This window comes from Pseudoselenomonas ruminantium (assembly GCF_900104055.1).
GTDB classification, from domain to species: domain Bacteria; phylum Bacillota; class Negativicutes; order Selenomonadales; family Selenomonadaceae; genus Selenomonas_A; species Selenomonas_A ruminantium_C.
This window is the reverse complement of record NZ_FNJQ01000038.1, coordinates 1-17,409: the sequence shown is the minus strand read 5'-3', so window position 1 is coordinate 17,409 and position 17,409 is coordinate 1. Positions and strand designations below refer to the sequence as shown.

9 protein-coding genes, 4 tRNA genes and 2 pseudogenes are annotated in these 17,409 nt (G+C 53.4%); 2 read left to right on the top strand and 13 right to left on the bottom strand.

Going from position 1 to position 17,409, the window contains the following annotated elements:
- The first annotated feature begins 23 nt into the window (after positions 1-23).
- On the top strand, positions 24-206 hold the full coding sequence (locus BLQ59_RS13280; RefSeq protein ID WP_074573336.1) for a hypothetical protein: 183 nt from the start codon (positions 24-26) through the stop codon (positions 204-206).
- Between the two features lie 52 nt (positions 207-258).
- Here the strand turns inward: BLQ59_RS13280 and BLQ59_RS13275 are convergent, their stop codons facing one another.
- The 10 genes from BLQ59_RS13275 to BLQ59_RS13230 form a co-directional block, all read right to left on the bottom strand.
- Positions 259-1,569 carry a PTS sugar transporter subunit IIC gene (locus BLQ59_RS13275; protein ID WP_074573335.1) on the bottom strand — a complete coding sequence of 437 codons (1,311 nt, stop codon included), beginning with the start codon at positions 1,567-1,569 and terminating at the stop codon, positions 259-261.
- Positions 1,570-1,670: 101 nt separating this feature from the next.
- Positions 1,671-3,587, bottom strand: coding sequence for a TRAP transporter permease (locus tag BLQ59_RS13270; protein ID WP_074573334.1), 1,917 nt, complete (start codon positions 3,585-3,587; stop codon positions 1,671-1,673).
- Complete coding sequence (locus BLQ59_RS13265; protein ID WP_218122911.1) at positions 3,580-4,044, bottom strand: DUF1850 domain-containing protein; 465 nt, start codon at positions 4,042-4,044, stop codon at positions 3,580-3,582. The genes BLQ59_RS13270 and BLQ59_RS13265 overlap by 8 nt, the downstream gene beginning before the upstream one ends.
- Positions 4,045-4,120: 76 nt before the next feature.
- Complete coding sequence (locus BLQ59_RS13260; protein WP_074573332.1) at positions 4,121-5,086, bottom strand: TAXI family TRAP transporter solute-binding subunit; 966 nt, start codon at positions 5,084-5,086, stop codon at positions 4,121-4,123.
- A 433-nt stretch (positions 5,087-5,519) separates the two neighbouring features.
- Positions 5,520-6,113 (bottom strand): 3D domain-containing protein, encoded by a 594-nt coding sequence (locus BLQ59_RS13255; RefSeq protein WP_074573331.1) that lies wholly within the window; start codon positions 6,111-6,113, stop codon positions 5,520-5,522.
- Between the two features lie 199 nt (positions 6,114-6,312).
- Positions 6,313-6,398, bottom strand: a tRNA-Tyr gene (locus BLQ59_RS13250).
- 6 nt (positions 6,399-6,404) lie between these two features.
- A tRNA-Arg gene (locus BLQ59_RS13245) sits at positions 6,405-6,482 on the bottom strand.
- Positions 6,483-6,504: 22 nt separating this feature from the next.
- A tRNA-Ile gene (locus BLQ59_RS13240) sits at positions 6,505-6,581 on the bottom strand.
- A gap of 27 nt (positions 6,582-6,608) precedes the next feature.
- Positions 6,609-6,684 (bottom strand) — tRNA-Gly (locus BLQ59_RS13235).
- Positions 6,685-6,818: 134 nt separating this feature from the next.
- The gene (locus BLQ59_RS13230; RefSeq protein WP_143005363.1) at positions 6,819-11,312 is read right to left on the bottom strand and encodes an AAA domain-containing protein; all 4,494 of its coding nucleotides are present in this window, start codon (positions 11,310-11,312) and stop codon (positions 6,819-6,821) included.
- Positions 11,313-11,566: 254 nt separating this feature from the next.
- Here BLQ59_RS13230 and proC point away from each other — a divergent pair, with 254 nt between their 5' ends.
- Positions 11,567-12,349, top strand: coding sequence for a pyrroline-5-carboxylate reductase (gene proC / locus BLQ59_RS13225; RefSeq protein ID WP_074573329.1), 783 nt, complete (start codon positions 11,567-11,569; stop codon positions 12,347-12,349).
- 51 nt (positions 12,350-12,400) lie between these two features.
- Here proC and BLQ59_RS16595 read toward each other — a convergent pair.
- The 3 genes and pseudogenes from BLQ59_RS16595 to BLQ59_RS13215 form a co-directional block, all read right to left on the bottom strand.
- A pseudogene (locus tag BLQ59_RS16595) lies at positions 12,401-12,655 on the bottom strand (flagellin); the annotation flags it as partial.
- 2,181 nt (positions 12,656-14,836) lie between these two features.
- Positions 14,837-15,235, bottom strand: a pseudogene (locus BLQ59_RS16435) (flagellin); the annotation flags it as partial.
- A gap of 115 nt (positions 15,236-15,350) precedes the next feature.
- Positions 15,351-17,147: a methyl-accepting chemotaxis protein gene (locus tag BLQ59_RS13215; protein WP_081342580.1), complete on the bottom strand. Its 1,797-nt coding sequence runs from the start codon at positions 17,145-17,147 to the stop codon at positions 15,351-15,353.
- Positions 17,148-17,409 lie beyond the last annotated feature (262 nt).

The window sequence follows — 17,409 nt, the reverse complement described above, 5'->3', positions numbered from 1 at the left end:
ACTGTATAGGGGGTTCGGACGTTTTGGAACCAGGCATTAGTTTTTCTGCTTTGGAAGAGGATATTTTCCTCTTGAAGCAAGCAACAGATGCAACACTCTCAGACACAATCGGGCTGGGACAAAAAATGCAAGAAGCGTTTGAACGGCACGCCGTAAGTGCCCTGAGCTCGCAAGTGCTGTGGAAAGCCTTGCAGCCGCAGGACTGACGGCATGCAAAAAGGGACTGCGTTGATCGCGGTCCCTTTCCTGTATAATGATTCACTCTTTCGTACGATTCGCCACCATCACAAACGGGGCGTAAATAAGGATATCCACGGCCAGCCACACGAGCTGCAGGATGCCGCCCGACAGCGAACCCGTGCCGATGATGCCGCCAAACAGAGGCGGCATCGTCCAGGGTACCACATATTTAAACAGCGGCACAAAGCCCATGGACAGAGCCAGGCAACCAATCACGGTATTCACCACAGGAGCCAGCACATAGGGAATCAGCAGCAGCGGATTGAGGACGATGGGCAGGCCAAAAAAGAGCGGCTCCTGTATATTGAACAGCATCGCCGGAAAACTGACCTTTGCCACCGCCCGCCAGTCAGCCCGCCGGGAAAACAGCAGGACGGCCAGCAGCAGTGCCAGCACATGCAAAAGACCGGCCTCAAAGAAGCCATTGGTGATGATGTAGGCCCCTTCCCCGGACTGATTGGCCAGCTGCGCCGGCACATAGACCATATTCTGGATGGCCGATGTCACATGATGGCCGTGAATTCCCAGCCACCAAAGCAGCCAGGTCAGTCCCTGATAAAGCATGGCAAAGCCCAGCCCCTGCGAAAATCCCATCAGCGGCGCCTGGAATAAGGCATAAATCAATTCATTGAGGGATGCCGTCCCCATAAAATCCATCTGCGCGAGAAACAGTGCAAAGAGCGCAAAACACCAGAAGGTGATGAGCATGGGCAGCAGATAAGCAAAGGATTTGGACACCGTAGGAGGCACCGCAGCCGGCATATCGATCGTAAGATTCCTGTTTTTTGTCAGCCGGATAAAGAGCCAGGCCGAACTTGTCGCCACCAGCAATGCAGTCAGCACGCCCCGGTTGCCGAAATACTGCAGGTCAAAGCCTGCAGTGCCCCCCACTGCCTGCGGCGTGACGATGACAAAGGCCCCGAGCGCCGTCAGGGCGGTGATAAAGGGATTGCCCTGCCAGATAACGGCCAGCCGGTATCCCAGCGAAGCCACCAACAGCAGGGACATCAGTCCAAAACCGACAGTGACCACACTGCCGCAAAGGCTTTGGATGATCTGCAGGGAACGAACAAAATCGCAGTTCTTATAGGCCTCGCCCGCAGGATCCAGGCCTGTGATAGCCGCGCCGAGGTTCATCCCGCTTTCCCCCATCACCGTCCCCCAGGGATCCAGCAATACCCACTCAGCAATGCCAAAAAATGCCGCCACCAAAATAAAGGGCAAAAGAATCGCAAAGGCTTCCCTCAGGGCCTGCAGATAACGGATGTCCGATATGCGTGCCGCCCAGGGCAGCATGACCTCTGCCAGAAAAGATATCGCACGGTTCATAGGCTGCCTCCCCTCCATGATCTACCATTATTATAACGCATAAACATGCAGGCGCAAAGAAAAGGACTGTGAAATCACAGTCCTTATTTTAGTCGCATTACTTACGCCTCTTGGGGACGGCGTTTCAGCTGTCCGGCCAGGATCAGGGCAAAGAGCACCAATCCGATAACATCGGTCACCAAGCCCGGCTGGATCATCATCAGACCTGCCGCCACGAGGATCAGGCGTTCTGCCATTCTGCAGTCATCGGCCAGATAGCCGATCAGTGCCGAACTGATGGCCACCATGCCGCCCAAAGCCGTCACGGTCGAGATAAACAGTTCCAACGCCGTGCCCTGCATCATCAGCAATACCGGCGACATAACAAAGATATAGGGAATGATGAACGCCGCGATTGCCAGTTTCGAGGCATTGACACCGGTCTTCAAGGCATTGCCGCCGCTGATACCGGAGCCCGCATAGGCTGCCAAGGCCACCGGCGGGGTGACATCGGCGATGATGCCGAAGTAGAATACGAACATATGTGCGGCCAGTACCGGCACGCCCATCTGCACCAGCGCCGGTGCCGCAATGGTGGAAGTGATGACGTAGTTAGCCGTCGTCGGCACGCCCATGCCCAGCAGGATTGCCGTGATCATGGTGAAGAACATGGTTGGCAGCAGCAGGCCGCCGGAAAGCGTAAGCAAACCCGAAGCCAGTTTGAGGCCGACACCGGTCTTGGTCACCACGCCGATAATGATACCGGCCGCTGCGCAGGCCACGAGCACGCCTAAGACATTCTTCGCGCCCTTTTCGAGGCCGCGTACGATCTCGATCGGCTGCATGCGCGTGGATTTCCTGAGCGCCGAACACAGGATGGCAAGTACGATGGCCACGAGTGCCGCACGCATCGGCGTATAACCCGAAACGAGCAGATACACGATGATGACCAGCGGCAGAGCCAGATGACCGCGCTCCTTCAGAAGCGTGAAGAAATGCGGCAGCTGTTCTTTGGGCAGGCCTTTGAGTTTGCCCCGCTTGGCTTCAAAATGCACGCCGAGCCATACGCCGGCAAAATAAAGGAGTGCCGGCACAACAGCGGCCTTGACGATATCGATATAGGGAACACCTACGAACTCAGCCATCAGGAAAGCCGCTGCGCCCATGACCGGCGGCATCAACTGGCCGCCGGTGGAGGCAGCCGCCTCAACCGCTCCGGCAAAATTCTTATGATAGCCCAGTTTTTTCATCATCGGAATGGTCAGCGAGCCCGTGCCCACAACGTTCGCCACAGAGCTGCCGGACACCGTGCCCATCAGACCGGATGACAGTACAGCAACCTTCGCCGGACCGCCGCTGGCCCAGCCCGCAATGGAGTTGGCCAGATCGATGAAGAATTTGCCCAGTCCCGTAGACTCAAGGTAGGCACCGAACAGGATAAACAAGAAAATAAACGTGGACGATACGCCCAAGGGAATACCGAAAACACCTTCTGTCGTATAGAACAGATGCCCCACCAGCTGGGAAAGCGTCAATCCCCTGTGCGCTAAAACCCCCGGCATATAAGGTCCGGCAAAGGCATAGGCCAGGAAGCCCAATACCACGCAGACCATGGGCAGGCCTACCACACGGCGGGCCGCTTCAATGACCAGCACAATCCCGACAAGGCCTATCGCCAGATCCAGATTGGACACCATACCAGCCCGCATTACCAGATTCTGGTATTCAAAAACGATATAGCCCGGTGCCGCTGCTCCCAATACAGCCAGCAGCAGATCAAAGGGGTGCAGCTTATGCCGCGACCAGCTCTTCCGCGTCGGATAGAGCAGATACACCAGACAGAGGCCAAAGCCCAGGTGAATCCCGCGCTGCAGCTGCGCATCCAGCACGCCAAAAGTGGCCGTATAGAGCTGGAACACGGAAAAAGCAATGGCGATAAAAGCTACGATCTTCGCCATGACTCCCGTATATTCCATCGTGTCTGACTCTTTGTCAAACTCCTTCAGCACGGCCTGTGCCCGTTTCGCATCATCATTCATGCATAACCAATCCTTTCCATAAGGGCATCAGCTCCACCGATACCAAAGTTCCTGGTTCATATTCTTCATACAGGGGAAAGCTCCGCCCCCCCAAATTCATGCTCAGTTCCGTGCCCACACCGACACGGAAATCCAACCGCGGATAAGAACGGTTCTGCCCCCGCAGCCAGTAATGATTGCCTTCCTGCACGAACTCGCCCTCTGTCTCATCAAAGGGCAGGCCCACACCGAAAGACTGGTACTTGGTAGCCTTGAGCACAAAAGCCTTCCGTTCCTCATCCACGGCCAAAAACTCCTCCACCGGCGTCTTCTGCACCGAATGAATAAAGCGCAAGGACAGAGGAAAACCTGCCGCTGCCTCGCCCAGATAAAGCCGCTGGCCTCCAGCCCACATGACGACACATGGCAGGGTAAGTATCTGCCACAAGGCCAGAATTAGTCCTAATCCACATAGCAAAAACTCTTTTTGCAAGAATATCACCTTTCAAAAAAGGGCTGTCACACGCCGTGCAACAGCCCCCAACTAACACTGTTTACTCTTTGAAGAACTTCTCAGCCCCTGCATTGACAGGCAAGGACATACCTTCGAGCGCTTTCTCCTTCAGGATAGCCTTGGCAGCAGAATGAGCGGCATGGAGACGATCCAGGTTCTTGAAGAGTGCCTTGGTGATCTCATAGCCCAGCTTGTCATCGACTTTGTCATTTGCTACCAGCATAGCCATAACCGATACGGCCGGTACATCCTCATTGAAGCCGGCATAAGTACCAGCCGGAATCTTCGTCTTGGTGTAGAACGGATATTTCGCAATCAGGGCGTCTGCCTTGTCGGCATCTACCGGCAGCAGGCGGACTTTGTGCTGGGAAGCGATATCCTGTACGGCAGAGGTCGGATAACCAGCGGTCAGGAAGGCCACATCGATGTTGCCATCCTTGAGGGCACTGGCTGCCTCAGCAAAGGAGAGGTACTGTACCTGAATGTCATTATAGGTGATGCCGTATGCTTCCATTATCTGGCGGGCATTGGCTTCAACACCGGAACCCATAGCGCCTACGGCTACTTTCTTGCCCTTGAGGTCGGCGATGGATTTGATGCCGGAGCTGTCGAGCGTCACGGCCTGGCAGGTTTCCGGATAGAGCGTGGCGATGCCTTTGAGGCCGTCGACCTTCTTATCCTTAAACATTTCCGTGCCGTTCACGGCATAATAGGTGATATCATTCTGAACGATAGCCAAGTCCACAGAACCATCTTTCAGCATATTGATATTCGCAACAGACGCCCCGGTGCTCTGTGCACTGGCATTCATGCCCGGAATGTCTTTATTGAGGATTTCCGCCATGGCACCGCCGATGGGGTAATATGTACCTGCCGTACCACCGGTACCGATGTTCAGAAACTTCTTCTCGGCGGCATTGTCCCCACCGCAGCCGGTAAACACCGCCGCCAGCGCCACAACTGCCAGCCCTGCCACCAGGGCTTTCTTCAAGTTTGCAAATCTCATACTTACCCCTCCTATTGTGTCAATTGACCTATAAATTAAAACAATAACTGCATATCTCATATATCATTATAGCATAGAGGGTATACACTGACAAGTTGTTTTCAGCGGAAATTAGACATTTTGTAATGTATGTATGTATACATTGCACAAATACACAACAATTATGCTAACTATAAATTCCACAGCCAAAGCCGCGGCCTTGGTATTTTCATACCCAGTCGCCGCAGCTTGCGGCAGGGGACTGTTTTTTTGCTGTAGTGCGCTGCCGCAGGCTGGCTCCTAAAACGAAAGGACCTGTACATGCGCTGAAAACAGCGACGTGGTGACCGGAGCGTCCCGCTAAGTCAACGGCATTATAGGAGGAGTCATTCAGCACGGAGGCAAAAAAATAGTCCCCTGCCGCAGACCAGGCTCTGCAACAGGGGCTGACAAATTATTCAATTATAATGATCTCTAAATCCCTGCGCCCAAAGCGGAGCGCTTCTTCATGGCTGTCGAAGGCCACGTCAATACGATGGCCCTTGATCGCGCCGCCGACATCTTCAGCCACGGCCCGGCCATAACCGGGAATGAACACTCTGGTCCCCAACGGGATCAAATTGGGATCGACAGCAATGACGCCTTTGCGCACGAGCGTGCCGCTAGCGGTGTGCTTGCTGTTGCCGGGATCATAAGCGCTGTAGCCGGAGGCAGACACATACATGGCGCGGCCGCTGGGAATAGCTGCCTCATCATCCGACGCCGCCACAGCTTCCTCCTGCTCAGCAGGTTCTTCGGCCGTTTCATAAGATTTGCCGCCGGACAGATAGTAATAGGTCCCATCACCGCAGACACCATCCACGGTCAGACCGCGGGATTCCTGGAATTTTTCAATCGCCGCCACGGTCAGCGGGCCGCAATCGCCATCGGCCTCCCCTTCAAGGAAGCCCTGTTCAATCAACAGTTCCTGAACGTGGCGCACCGCCTCGCCCGTAGAACCTTCTTTCACCAATATGGATGCTGCCGCCGGGGCAGCGGTAAAACACATACATACCAAAGTAAATAACACTAACAAGAACCTTTGCTTCCGCAATAAAACCACCTCACTAGTATTTTCATCCACTTCAACGGTATACACTGCCCTTATTTTAGCAAACTTCGTGACTTTTCGTCAAACGAAGCGCAAGTCTTTCGTTTTTATTATATAAAAGAAAAAGCGCCGCTTACGCGACGCTGTGCCTTTCAAGTGGTGGGCAGGGATGGATTCGAACCATCGTAATCCGAAGATGACAGATTTACAGTCTGTTGCCTTTAACCACTCGGCCACCTACCCATAAAATGGTGACCCAGGAGGGACTCGAACCCCCGACCCTTTGATTCGTAGTCAAATACTCTAATCCAACTGAGCTACTGAGTCATTTATATTGAAGTTCTTGTAATGGTGGGCCCACTTGGACTCGAACCAAGGACCGACCGGTTATGAGCCGGTTGCTCTAACCAACTGAGCTATAGGCCCAAATTTTACTCAAACTTGCAAACAATATGGAGCGGAAAACGAGACTCGAACTCGCGACCCCCACCTTGGCAAGGTGGTGCTCTACCAACTGAGCTATTTCCGCATTTGCTTTTCTCAGGAGCGATTCAGAAGTTTTTCTGTGTCTCGCTGACTGACAAAAACTATTATACGCATATCCATATCATCTGTCAACACCTTTTTTATATTTTTTTTAAGTTTTTTTGAAAAAAGTTGTTTTTATGCTTCTGCAGCCCCTTGATGCCACTTGCCGACAAGCTGTTCAGCCCGCTGGCGTATATAGATGGCCAGCTCCTGTCTGTCGGCTGCGGCGCCCTCTCCACGCTGCGGCTTCCCGGGCATTATGCCGCAGTCCTGGAGCTGCTTTTCAAGCTTTTGCAGGGATTCTTCAGGATGCAGATACCACTGGCTGCCCCGCACCCGCAGGAAAGTCCAGCCCAGGCGTTCCAGCACGGCCTGATTGTAACGCAGGCTGGCCGCTTCCTTGATGCTGTCCACCCAATGTTCGCCGTCACAGGCGATGATCACCCGCTTATCCCCCGACTGTGCTGCCACGGGAACAGTCAGGCTGCCGACCATCATATTCTGACAGATCTCATAGCCTTTTTCCTGCAGGCTGCGAGTGACCGTCAGTTCCAGCGACGTGGGCTGCTTGTCTCCGGCATCGGCAGTTATCTGCGGCACACCTGCATATTCCAGCAGCGTCCGGCGCAGATCCCCTTCTTTGAGATCCTCCTGTGCCATGGAATGGAAGATCCACAGCTGATCTCTGGCCCGGCTGACAGCTACATTGTAACGTTTGGCCGTATCGCCGGCGTGGCCCTCGCCCACCAGCCGCATCTGCTTGCCGGCTTCGAGGCTGTCACGGCTGTCCACCAGCGACAGGAAGATCACGTCGCGTTCATCTCCCTGGAAATCTGCCGGACTGCCGCAGAGGAAACCGCAGGCTTCCAGCGCCGTGATGCCGATTTCCTTGGCCGCCAGTTCCCGGATCAGCTTGGACTGCTCCTCACCGAGCAAGGAGACTGCACCAAATGTCTTTCCCTTATAGGCCGGATCTTCGAGGCAGGCCATCAAAGTGGCCACGATGTACTCGGCTTCCATCAGATTCTGCTTCTTCCCGGGCTCCCGGATACCACGGACCTTCACCTGCACCCAGGGCTGCAGGCTGCTGCCCGATTCCCGCAGGGGCCGGATGCGGCCATCGTAAACCAATTGATTGGAAAAGCCGATGATTTCCGGCACGCAGCGGAAATGTTCTGTGAGCATCCGTGCGGCAAAATTCATCTGCGCGATATCGTAAAGGGATGTGTCCATCGTATAGAGCGAAGCATGCTGGATCACGCCCTCGATGGTGGTACTCTGCAGATGGGTGATTTCCGCAGCCGTAACGCCTACAGCCGCCGGGCTCACCTGCTTGTCATCCCCCACGATGATGACCTTCCGCCCCAAATACAGGAGCGGCAGGGCCGTGATATCGGCCTGGCTGGCCTCATCGATCAGGATGATATCAAACTTGGGGCTGTCAGGGCTCACATTCTGCCAAACCCGCGAAAGAGGCATGATCCAGGCAGGTACTGCCGCCTGTGCCTCCAGCATGCAGGCTTTGGCTTCCCGGATGTGACGGGCCGCATAACGACCTTTTCCCTTGCCCAGCTTCTGTACGGCCTTGCACCAGCCCACGAGGCTGGCCTGCAGGCCGGTGCCGGATACATGCTCCAGCAGATGCTGCCAGGCACGGTTTTCCGCCAATGTTGCGGTAACGTCCGTCAGACGGGTTGTGAGCTCCCCAATTTCAGCCTCCAGCGCCTGCGGATCATTCTGTGGCAACTGTGAAAGTTCCCGTCTGAATTGGGCATAGAGCCAGGCGTCCTCGATTTGTGCCGGCAGCTGTGCCCCGCCGTCACGACCATCCTGACGGCCAATCCGCGCTGCCCACTGCGGCGCCAATTCCGCAAGGCGGGCCAGCAATTCCTGCCGCTTGTCATAGACCGGCCGGAGTTTTTCATAGCGGAGCAATTTTTCATAAGCCGCCGCATAGGCTGCGCTGTCACCGTCCGCAAGTGCAGTACGGAAGCTGCGGGCCAGCCGGCCATCGGCCGCACTGAGTGCCGCCTTGGTCTCCCGCAGGCTGTCAGCACAAGTCTGGCGGGCTGCCTGCATCAGCAGAAGTTTCTGCCAGCGCGGAAAGTCCTGTTCCAGCCAATTAAGCTGCGCTTTCAGTTCCCCATGGGGCGTGGCGTAATGATTCCGGGAATAGGTGAGATCCAGCTTGACGCCGGCCTGACGCCAAAGCAGCCGCAGCTCGCTCCAGACATTTTCCTGCCAGTGGAGATAGCCCTCGACCTCCCGCCAACGGGCACTCAAAAGATCATCCGTGTCATCCCCCTGCGCCGCCAGTTCCTCATAGGTAACCATGCCATAGGGTTCCAGCAGCTGCTGCCACTTCACAGCCGCCTCCCGGCGGGCCTGATGGAGCGATACATACTGCATGGCCAGCTGGCATTCCCGGCGGCTTGCGAGGCTGTGCCCATCAATGGTGAAATCCTGCTGCAGTTCCTTCCACTCACGATGGACGAGCTTATCCCACCATGTGAGCCTGCCATGCGCATCAAAGGCTGCGGCCATTTCCGCGAGGTTCTGTATCAGCTCCTGATTGAACTCCCGCTGCCCTTTATATTGAAAGTCCAGACCAAAGAACTGCGTCATATTCTGCTGCTTGAGCTGCTGCACCCGCTCGATGGCAGCGCCCAGCATCTGCCAAACTTCCAGATGCGCGCCGCCCAGCTTGCCGGCCAGGACCGCTTCCTGCACCCATTTTTCCGCCAATCGGCCAAAGTCGATCTGCACATAGAGCATTCCGGCCTCCTGCAGGCGTTCAGCCGAAAGTTCCAGGGCCACCGGCTGTTCCTTCTTCCAGAGGCAGCCCGCCTCATCTACCGCTACATCCGGCAGTCCTGCGAGCAATTCTTCGCGCTGGGTGGCCTCTGCCGCCGAAAGTTCCAGCAGTTTTCCCGCTTCTTCTGGCCGCAGCAGCTGCGAGCGCTGCGGCAATTCCTCAGCGATTTCCGCCAGCGCCTCCGCGTCAAAAAGGCTGTTGCTATGATAAAGCTCCTCCAGCTCCGCCTGTGTCAAGGGCAGCGTGCCCTCGTCCACCGGCCCCGGCACGACGTCTTCCAGGTCTGCATGGTCATGGATAAAGGCCGCCATGCGGGAAAGGGACCAGGCTTTGCCATCCAGCACAAAATAATCCCGCTTGGCTTCAAAGCGTTGCATATCTTCCAGTTCACGGCGCTTTTCCGCCAAAACCTGCAACAGCTTCTGGCGCTGCTGCTGCAGCTCATCCGCATTCCGGGCCAGTTCATCCCCATCGCTATGGGAAAGCCGCTCGCAGATGCCCTTGACCGAACGCTCCATATCGCCCTTGGCTCCATCGATCAGGGACACACAGAGATCCTGGATGCCTGCGGGCAGCTTTTCCTTCAATACAGACAGCGCCTTGTTCGTGGCGCTGGTGACCAGCACATGCTGCCCCTGCGCCAGGAAATGGCCTAAGAGATTGGCAATGGTATGCGTCTTGCCTGCCCCCGGCGGCCCCTGTACCACGACGGCCGGGGATGCGGCAATCTTGCGGGCAATGCCCAGCTGCTCAGCATTGGCAGCCTTGGTCAGCAGAATATCCTCAGCCTCCCCCCGGATATCGGCCAGATTCACAGTAAAGGGTTCGGCCTGCTCCTGTGGGGTGTCAGCATCCACAATCCGCAGCAGGGACTCCGGCACATCCCCTTCCCGTTCAATGCGGGCCATCATGGCGGCAATGGAACGCTCCGTCCCCGGCTGCACCTTGCGCAGGAACAGCACCTGCCGGTCATAGGCCAGATACCAGTCCGTGGGCAGCACGTCAAAACGATTGGCCGCATAGCGGCAGTTCGGCGTCAATGCCGTAGCCGTATTAGCCAAAAATGCCCCCATATTATCCGCCCAGGGATGCATATCCCCCACATCCAGCGCCTCAGCAAAGGCACGGACCCCCTCCGGCTCCACGCCGGGCATATCCTGGAACATATCCACATAGAGTTCCGTGGGATACTCCGACTCGAGCAGCTGCATCCTGCCCTTGTTGTCATAATGCAGACGCACCCGCTTCAAGATGATCGGATGGTTGATAGCCGAATCCAGCCCGCTGAGGAAAAAGCCATTGCCCGCCACGAGCTCCAGCCGCTCCGGCTCCTTGCGCAGCTTATCGTAAAGCTCATAAAGTTCCATAAAGAGCTCCTGCGTGCGGCTCTTGACCATCTCACCGGCCCGCCAGAGGGTGCGCTGGCGCTTCCACTTCTCCAATGCCGCCAGGCGTACACCGGAATCCACAAAGCGCTCCGTCACATCCCCCAGTCGCTCATCATGACGCAAGCGCTCCTCCCGCACCTCGATATCCACCACAGCAAAATCCCGCCAGTTCGGCGTGCGGATCCAGCCCACGAGATCAAAGGGCAGTTCCGGACAGGGCAAAAACTCCGGCTTATCCACCTCAAGCAGGACATCCTCCTGTCCCTCGCCCGGTGGCAGCACACGAATACGTTTGGGATCCACCGGCAGCTCATCAAGGAACAGACTCCACTCTTCTTCCTTGATATTGCGCCGCAGCTTCTGCCGCAAGGAAGCCACCTTGCGGATATAGTCAAACAATTTCAGTACCTTTTTCTGGTTATCCATAAAAACCTCAAAATACACAAACAATCCAAAGTTATCCACAAAATTATCCACTAATCCACACTTTTGGGGATAAGCCTGTGGATAACCCGCACTTTTTTAAAAAACCCACTTAAAATATTCTACCGATTATAGGCTATTCCTGCAAGAAAGATTATTTCCCTGCTTCGCTGCAATGTCTACTCACCTATCTTGACGCATCCTCCCTGCAAGTATATACTGACCTTAAAAATATTTTTCTACTATAGGAGGTCCCCATGAAAAATCTCGGTTTTATCGGTATGGGCAATATGGCCCAAGCTCTGGCCGCCGGCTTCATCAAGTCCAATGCCATCCCCAGGGAAAATATCTTCGCCTTCGCTCCGAATCAGGAAAAGCTGGCGAAAAACGCCGCCCTTATCGGCTTCACACCCATGCAGAGCGTCACGGAACTTGCTGGCCGCTGCGATACCCTCATCATGGCCTGCAAGCCCTATCAGATTGAAAGCGTGCTGACAGAACTCGGTGCCGCCTTAGACGGCAAGAACCTGATTTCCATTGCCGCCGGCTGGGATTTTGCCAAATACCAGACCGTGCTCAAAACCGACACAGCATTGCAGTTCATCATGCCCAACACCCCGGCCATGGTCGGCGAAGGGGTACTGCTCTTTGAAGAAAAAAATACCCTGTCCCCGGAGGATCGGGAACAGGTCAAAAAACTCTTTGCGGCCGTGGGCCTGGTTCAGGAACTGCCGAGCAGCCTTATGGGCATCGGCGGCACGGTCACCGGCTGCGGCCCGGCTTTCGTGGATCTTTTCATCGAGGCTTACGGCGATGCCGCTGTGAAATACGGCCTCAAACGCGCGGATGCCTATCGCCTGATCTCCCAGATGGTCTTAGGTTCAGCCAAATTGCAGCTCGCGACCGCCACCCATCCCGGGGTCTTAAAGGACAATGTCTGCAGCCCCGCCGGCACCACCATCTGCGGCGTGACAGCCCTCGAAGAACAGGGCTTCCGCAACGCCTGCATCAAATCCGTGGATGCCATTATGAACCGGTAAAAAAATCTGCACTCTCAATGCTTACGAGAGTGCAGATTTTTTCACGTTAAACTATTGCAGCAAATTAAGCACACCGGAATTATTCTGGTTCGCCTGTGCCAGCATGGACTGCGCAGCCTGCACCAAAACATTATTCTTGGTATAAGCAGTCATTTCCTTCGCCATATCCGCATCCCGGAGGGTGGACTCGGAAGCCGTGGTACTTTCCCGCTGAGTAACGATATTGGCTTCTGTCATTTTCAGGCGCATATTCTGTGCCCCGACCAGACAATTGGCACCAATCAGGTAATTCAGGGCATGGTCCAGCAAACCTTCTTCTTCCGTAGAAATGTTTTTGCCGCTACGAGTCTTACCAACCTGATTCCCCAAAAGTGCCTCCCGGTTCTTGCTGGTCAGTACATTGAACTCCGACCATTCCCGCGAACCAGCTTCATACGCAAAAAGATGATCCATTGTGGTCTGGGGAATCTTCAAATGAATGTTCTGGCTGGCATGGTCAGTGTCCTGAATAACAAGCTCTTTGACATATATCTTACGCTCGCCTACTTCCACGTTATCCCAAACGCCATCGGCAATCTTGGCTCCACCGACATTATAGGTATCGTCCCATTGATATTCGTATATGAGATTTCCACTATTATCCTTAGCATATCGCAGGTAATCATCCGTAAGCCGTCGTTCATCATATATAATCAGTTTGTCGTTATCAGCAATCAGCCGCATAAAGTGATTCAAATCCTCATCATCACCAGTCATTTTGGGCATTGCCTGATCACAAATGGCCTGTACCAGAGAAGACGCATCCGTCACATTCGAGACATCAATATAAATATGCTTGATATCCTCACCAGCAGGGTCAGACTCCGGACGTGGCGTATCAGGTAAGTCCTCTGTTATAAAATGAAAATTAAACACCTGATTATCACAGCTGGCACAATAAGCACGGAAGCCCTTGTTGTTTAAGAAATCCGGTATCGAAAGATTTGGATTTTCTGTAAACCATTTGCCATAGTCTAAGGTATAGGAACGAAGCTGCCCTTGTGCCCAAAACAGTTTTTCTTTATTCCCATTTGTACCCTCCGCAGATGCCCTGACTTTAATACCTATTGTTTGTCCATTTGAATCCTTCGCCTCTGTTATTCGCCCTAGCGTCGGATCTGATGAAACGACTTGACTGTCCACCAATTCTGCAAAAGCTTTTCCGATAGACGTTCCGCCAGCCACCTTGCTACGTAAAACATCCAAATCCAAAACTCTCGATCGCCTGATTTTATACATTCCATCCAGCTTGTCAGCAGAAGATGAATCTACAAATTCAAAATATGTATACCCATCACGAACTGCCCAATTGGTTGACCAGTTCCACGCATCCGTACCTCCTCCTACTGCCATCACAATTGCTTTTCCCTTAAAATCATCAATCAAATCTTCCACATCAGTATATCCTGATACATCCACCGTAGCATATGCATATTTACTAGTATTTTCTCCCATTAACGGACTAGTCGCCAAATATTCATACGTCTTTCCAGAAATACCATCTTCAACATAGTAATTGTTTCCTTGTACGCCTGCCTGTTTTGCTGTTAGCGTCAAATTTCCGTTTTCCATTTTTGCCGTAAGTTTACCATAACTGAAAGTCCCAGAATAATCAACACCAACCGTTAAAACACCATTTGGAGGAGTTGATGGATTAGGACGACTATTACCAGAAACAAATTTCATCATTTGTATGACAGGATGACCTGTATATATATTGATTGTAATGCCCGTATCTGCAGTTAATCCCGACAAAGAAAATGTCGCATTAGTAGCAGGTTGCGGTGGCGGTGAATCCGGATCATCATCCCAAGCCCCTGATTCATTTTGCCCTCCACTAAAGTAACTTGGGCTATTAAAAAGGCCCGTGGTGGCAACAGTTTCCACTGTTGCACTGTATCCAATATTAGTACTACCATAAATCTTCTCGGAACTAACTAAATAATTGTTTCCGTTATTATCCACTCCATATCCCTTCACACTAGGAACAGTTGCTTCAATAACATCCATCACATCTTGCACAGAATTACAACTACTAATGTCAATCTCATATACATCTCCCGTTAATTCTTCAATTGTATAATCAGTAATCGCCCCACGATATTCATGTGTACTACTTGGAGTTTTAGTTAGTACGTAATTATATACAGCCTGAAAAGCCATTCCATCAAACGAATCCACTGTATTATATGAGCTGTCAAGCGTATATATATTATTCTCCCCTCCTTCATACGAAATCATCGGCGAGAATCCGACACGATCCAAGGAAGTTTGCTCTACCTTCGACGGTTGAAACAAATCAAACGGCCCGGTAATGCCATTGAGGGTTGGATAGGTATCAGGAATCACATTGATCATATTCATCGCGTCACTGCCTTCCAGCAATGACGAATTGCTTTTGACCACCCAACTCAATACTTTTTCTTCCACCCGATCCCCCACCAGCAGCCGAATGCCATTATAGTTCGTTTCCTGGGCGATGTCTTCGATTTCCTGATAGCATTGATTGATCTCTTTCTGCAAGGTCTGGCGGTCTATGTCGGTATTGGTGTCATTATCTGCATCGATGACTTTTTCCTTGATGCTCTTCATCAGCTCAATCTGGTTTTGGATGGCGCCTTCGGCCACGCGCAAAAGAGCCGTGCCGTTCTGCACATTTGCTTCGTTCTGCTCTAAGGCACGGATACGCACCCGCATCCGCTCGGAAACGGCATAGCCGGAAGCATCGGCACCCGCATCCGTGATGCGTTCCCCCAAGGCCAGTCTTGCCAAACTCTTGCCAGTACGGGTAATATTCTTATTCAATTCTCCTAGTGTCATCATTGTTGCGGTATTGTTGATAATCATAGCGTTCCATCCTTTGAAGCCGTACCTGCACAAACCTCTCTATATGTTATCGTATTTTTCCGTCAAAAATTAAGAGACGATTGCACTGCACAATCGCCTCTCAAGCTATATCTCTTTACTCGACTTTGAATTTCTGTACTTCACCCTGCAGCATGCTGGCCATCTTTGCCAGCTGTTCGCTATTGGTACTCATTTCATGGACAGCGGCGGACTGCTCTTCGGTAGCTGCCGATACTGTTTCGGAATTTGAAACGACCGTGCGGCTCATATTCTCGATATCCCGGATTGCGGACTGACAGTTTTCGGCACTTTCCGTAGCTTCCTTGGAAGCGCTGGCAATCTGCTGGGAACGGCCCGCAATCTTTTCGACCAAGCCCACGATATCAGAGAACTCACGACCGGTCTCTTCGACGCTGTCTTTCGCCAAAGCAAGGTTTTCCGTACCTTCGTTCATGCTGTTGACGGCCTGCTGGGTTTCGTTCTGGATCTGCCCGATCAGGCTGGCAATCTGGCTGGCCGCCTCTTCGGACTGGGCGGCGAGCTTGCGGATCTCATCAGCCACAACGGCGAAGCCGCGGCCTGCATCACCAGCGCGGGCGGCTTCAATCGCAGCATTGAGTGCGAGCAGGTTGGTCTGTTCGGCAATGCCAGAAATCGTATCGGTAATACGGCCGATGGTATCAGAGCGTTCACCGAGGCTATTGACCACGCGGGCCGATTCGCCCACGACTTCGCTTAAGTGTGCCATATCCTTGACGGTGCGGATAACCACCTTGTTGCCGTTCTGGGCCTTTTCCGTGGCCTGCTGGGTTTCCACAGCAGACCGGCGCGCATTGTGGGCCATGCCGCCAATGCGTTCCATGAGCACATCCATGGACTGAGAGGCATCATCTATGGCCGTCAGCTGTTTATTCGTGGCTCCGGCCACGTCAGTAATGGATTCGGCCACCTGCTGGCTGGCAGAGGCTGACTGTGAAGTCATCTCATTGAGCTGGGCCGCATCGCTGGCTACCTGCTCAGCTGATTCACGAATGGAACCCATGAGCTGGCGCATATTCGTACCCAGCACCTTCAGAATTTCCACCATCTCGCCGATTTCGTCTTCTCTGGCTACATAGGCCGGATCTACAGGTTCAGCACGGTAATCCCCCTGGGAAAACTTGCGCAGGCGTCCGGTAACGAAACTGATCGGATCGCCAAAGCTCTGGGCGATCTTGACGCCCAAAAGGGCCATCACAGCCGCGACCACAATGATGATGATGGCCGAGATTAGCATCTTATGATAGAGCGCTTCTTGATTTTCCTTCGTATATTTGGCGGCTTCCGCATCGATATAGTCAATCCAGGAGCCGGTACCGATAATCCAGCCATAGGGCTTGAATTCCATGACATAGTTGCGCTTGGGCAGGGACTGGGTTTCGCCCGGTTTCGGATAGGAGAAATCCACAAAGCCGCCGCCATCCTTCTGGCCTTCCTTCCACATGTTCTCCATGTAGGGTACGCCATTGGGATCTTTTTCATTGCGGCGCATCTTGCCTTCTGCACTCCGGTTGCCGGCATGCGCCACGCAGATACCGCTGTTCTTCTCATCGGCAAAGAAATACCCCTTGCCTTCGTCATAACGCACGGAGCGGATCACATCAAGCGCCAGGGCTTTGGCCTGTGCTTCCGAAAACTCCCCGCTCTGCTGGCGGGCATAGATTCCATTCAGGGACGACACGAGCCCTTCCGTCTGCAGACGCAGTTCCCGGTCGTAATGCTGCGACAGTTCCTGCCGGTATTCCTGCACCAGCTTGTCATTATCGGAAATAGTCGTGTAGATGAAATAACCGCCCACAGACAGGGTAGCCACAACGCTGACTGCCACGAACAAAGCCGTCAGCTTGCCCCGCACGGATTTCATAAAAAACATAAATTTCCCTCCCTAGAATAAATTTTCACCGCGCCTTTATGCGAATATTGCGTTTTAAATGAATAGTTCTACCTTTTCTAGCAAAATCCTGCCAGCTGACAAAAAAGAGATTGTAAAAAATTGCAGTTTGTTGGTTAGTTCGAGTCAAAGTTATCCCGTTTATACGCAGTCAGGGGTTCACGGGGGAGTACTTTTGCTGTTTCCGCTAAACGTCCCTCCCTGTCAAGTTAGAGCTATTTAGCGGGATGCGCCGGGCAGGCCA

Bases quoted from the DNA above. Each gene is read 5' to 3' on its own strand.
- BLQ59_RS13275 (WP_074573335.1), bottom strand. From the start codon at position 1,569: ATGAACCGTGCGATATCTTTTCTGGCAGAGGTCATGCTGCCCTGGGCG.
- BLQ59_RS13270 (WP_074573334.1), bottom strand. From the start codon at position 3,587: ATGAATGATGATGCGAAACGGGCACAGGCCGTGCTGAAGGAGTTTGAC.
- BLQ59_RS13260 (WP_074573332.1), bottom strand. From the start codon at position 5,086: ATGAGATTTGCAAACTTGAAGAAAGCCCTGGTGGCAGGGCTGGCAGTT.
- BLQ59_RS13255 (WP_074573331.1), bottom strand. From the start codon at position 6,113: ATGTGTTTTACCGCTGCCCCGGCGGCAGCATCCATATTGGTGAAAGAA.
- BLQ59_RS13230 (WP_143005363.1), bottom strand. From the start codon at position 11,312: ATGGATAACCAGAAAAAGGTACTGAAATTGTTTGACTATATCCGCAAG.
- proC (WP_074573329.1), top strand. From the start codon at position 11,567: ATGAAAAATCTCGGTTTTATCGGTATGGGCAATATGGCCCAAGCTCTG.
- BLQ59_RS13215 (WP_081342580.1), bottom strand. From the start codon at position 17,147: ATGTTTTTTATGAAATCCGTGCGGGGCAAGCTGACGGCTTTGTTCGTG.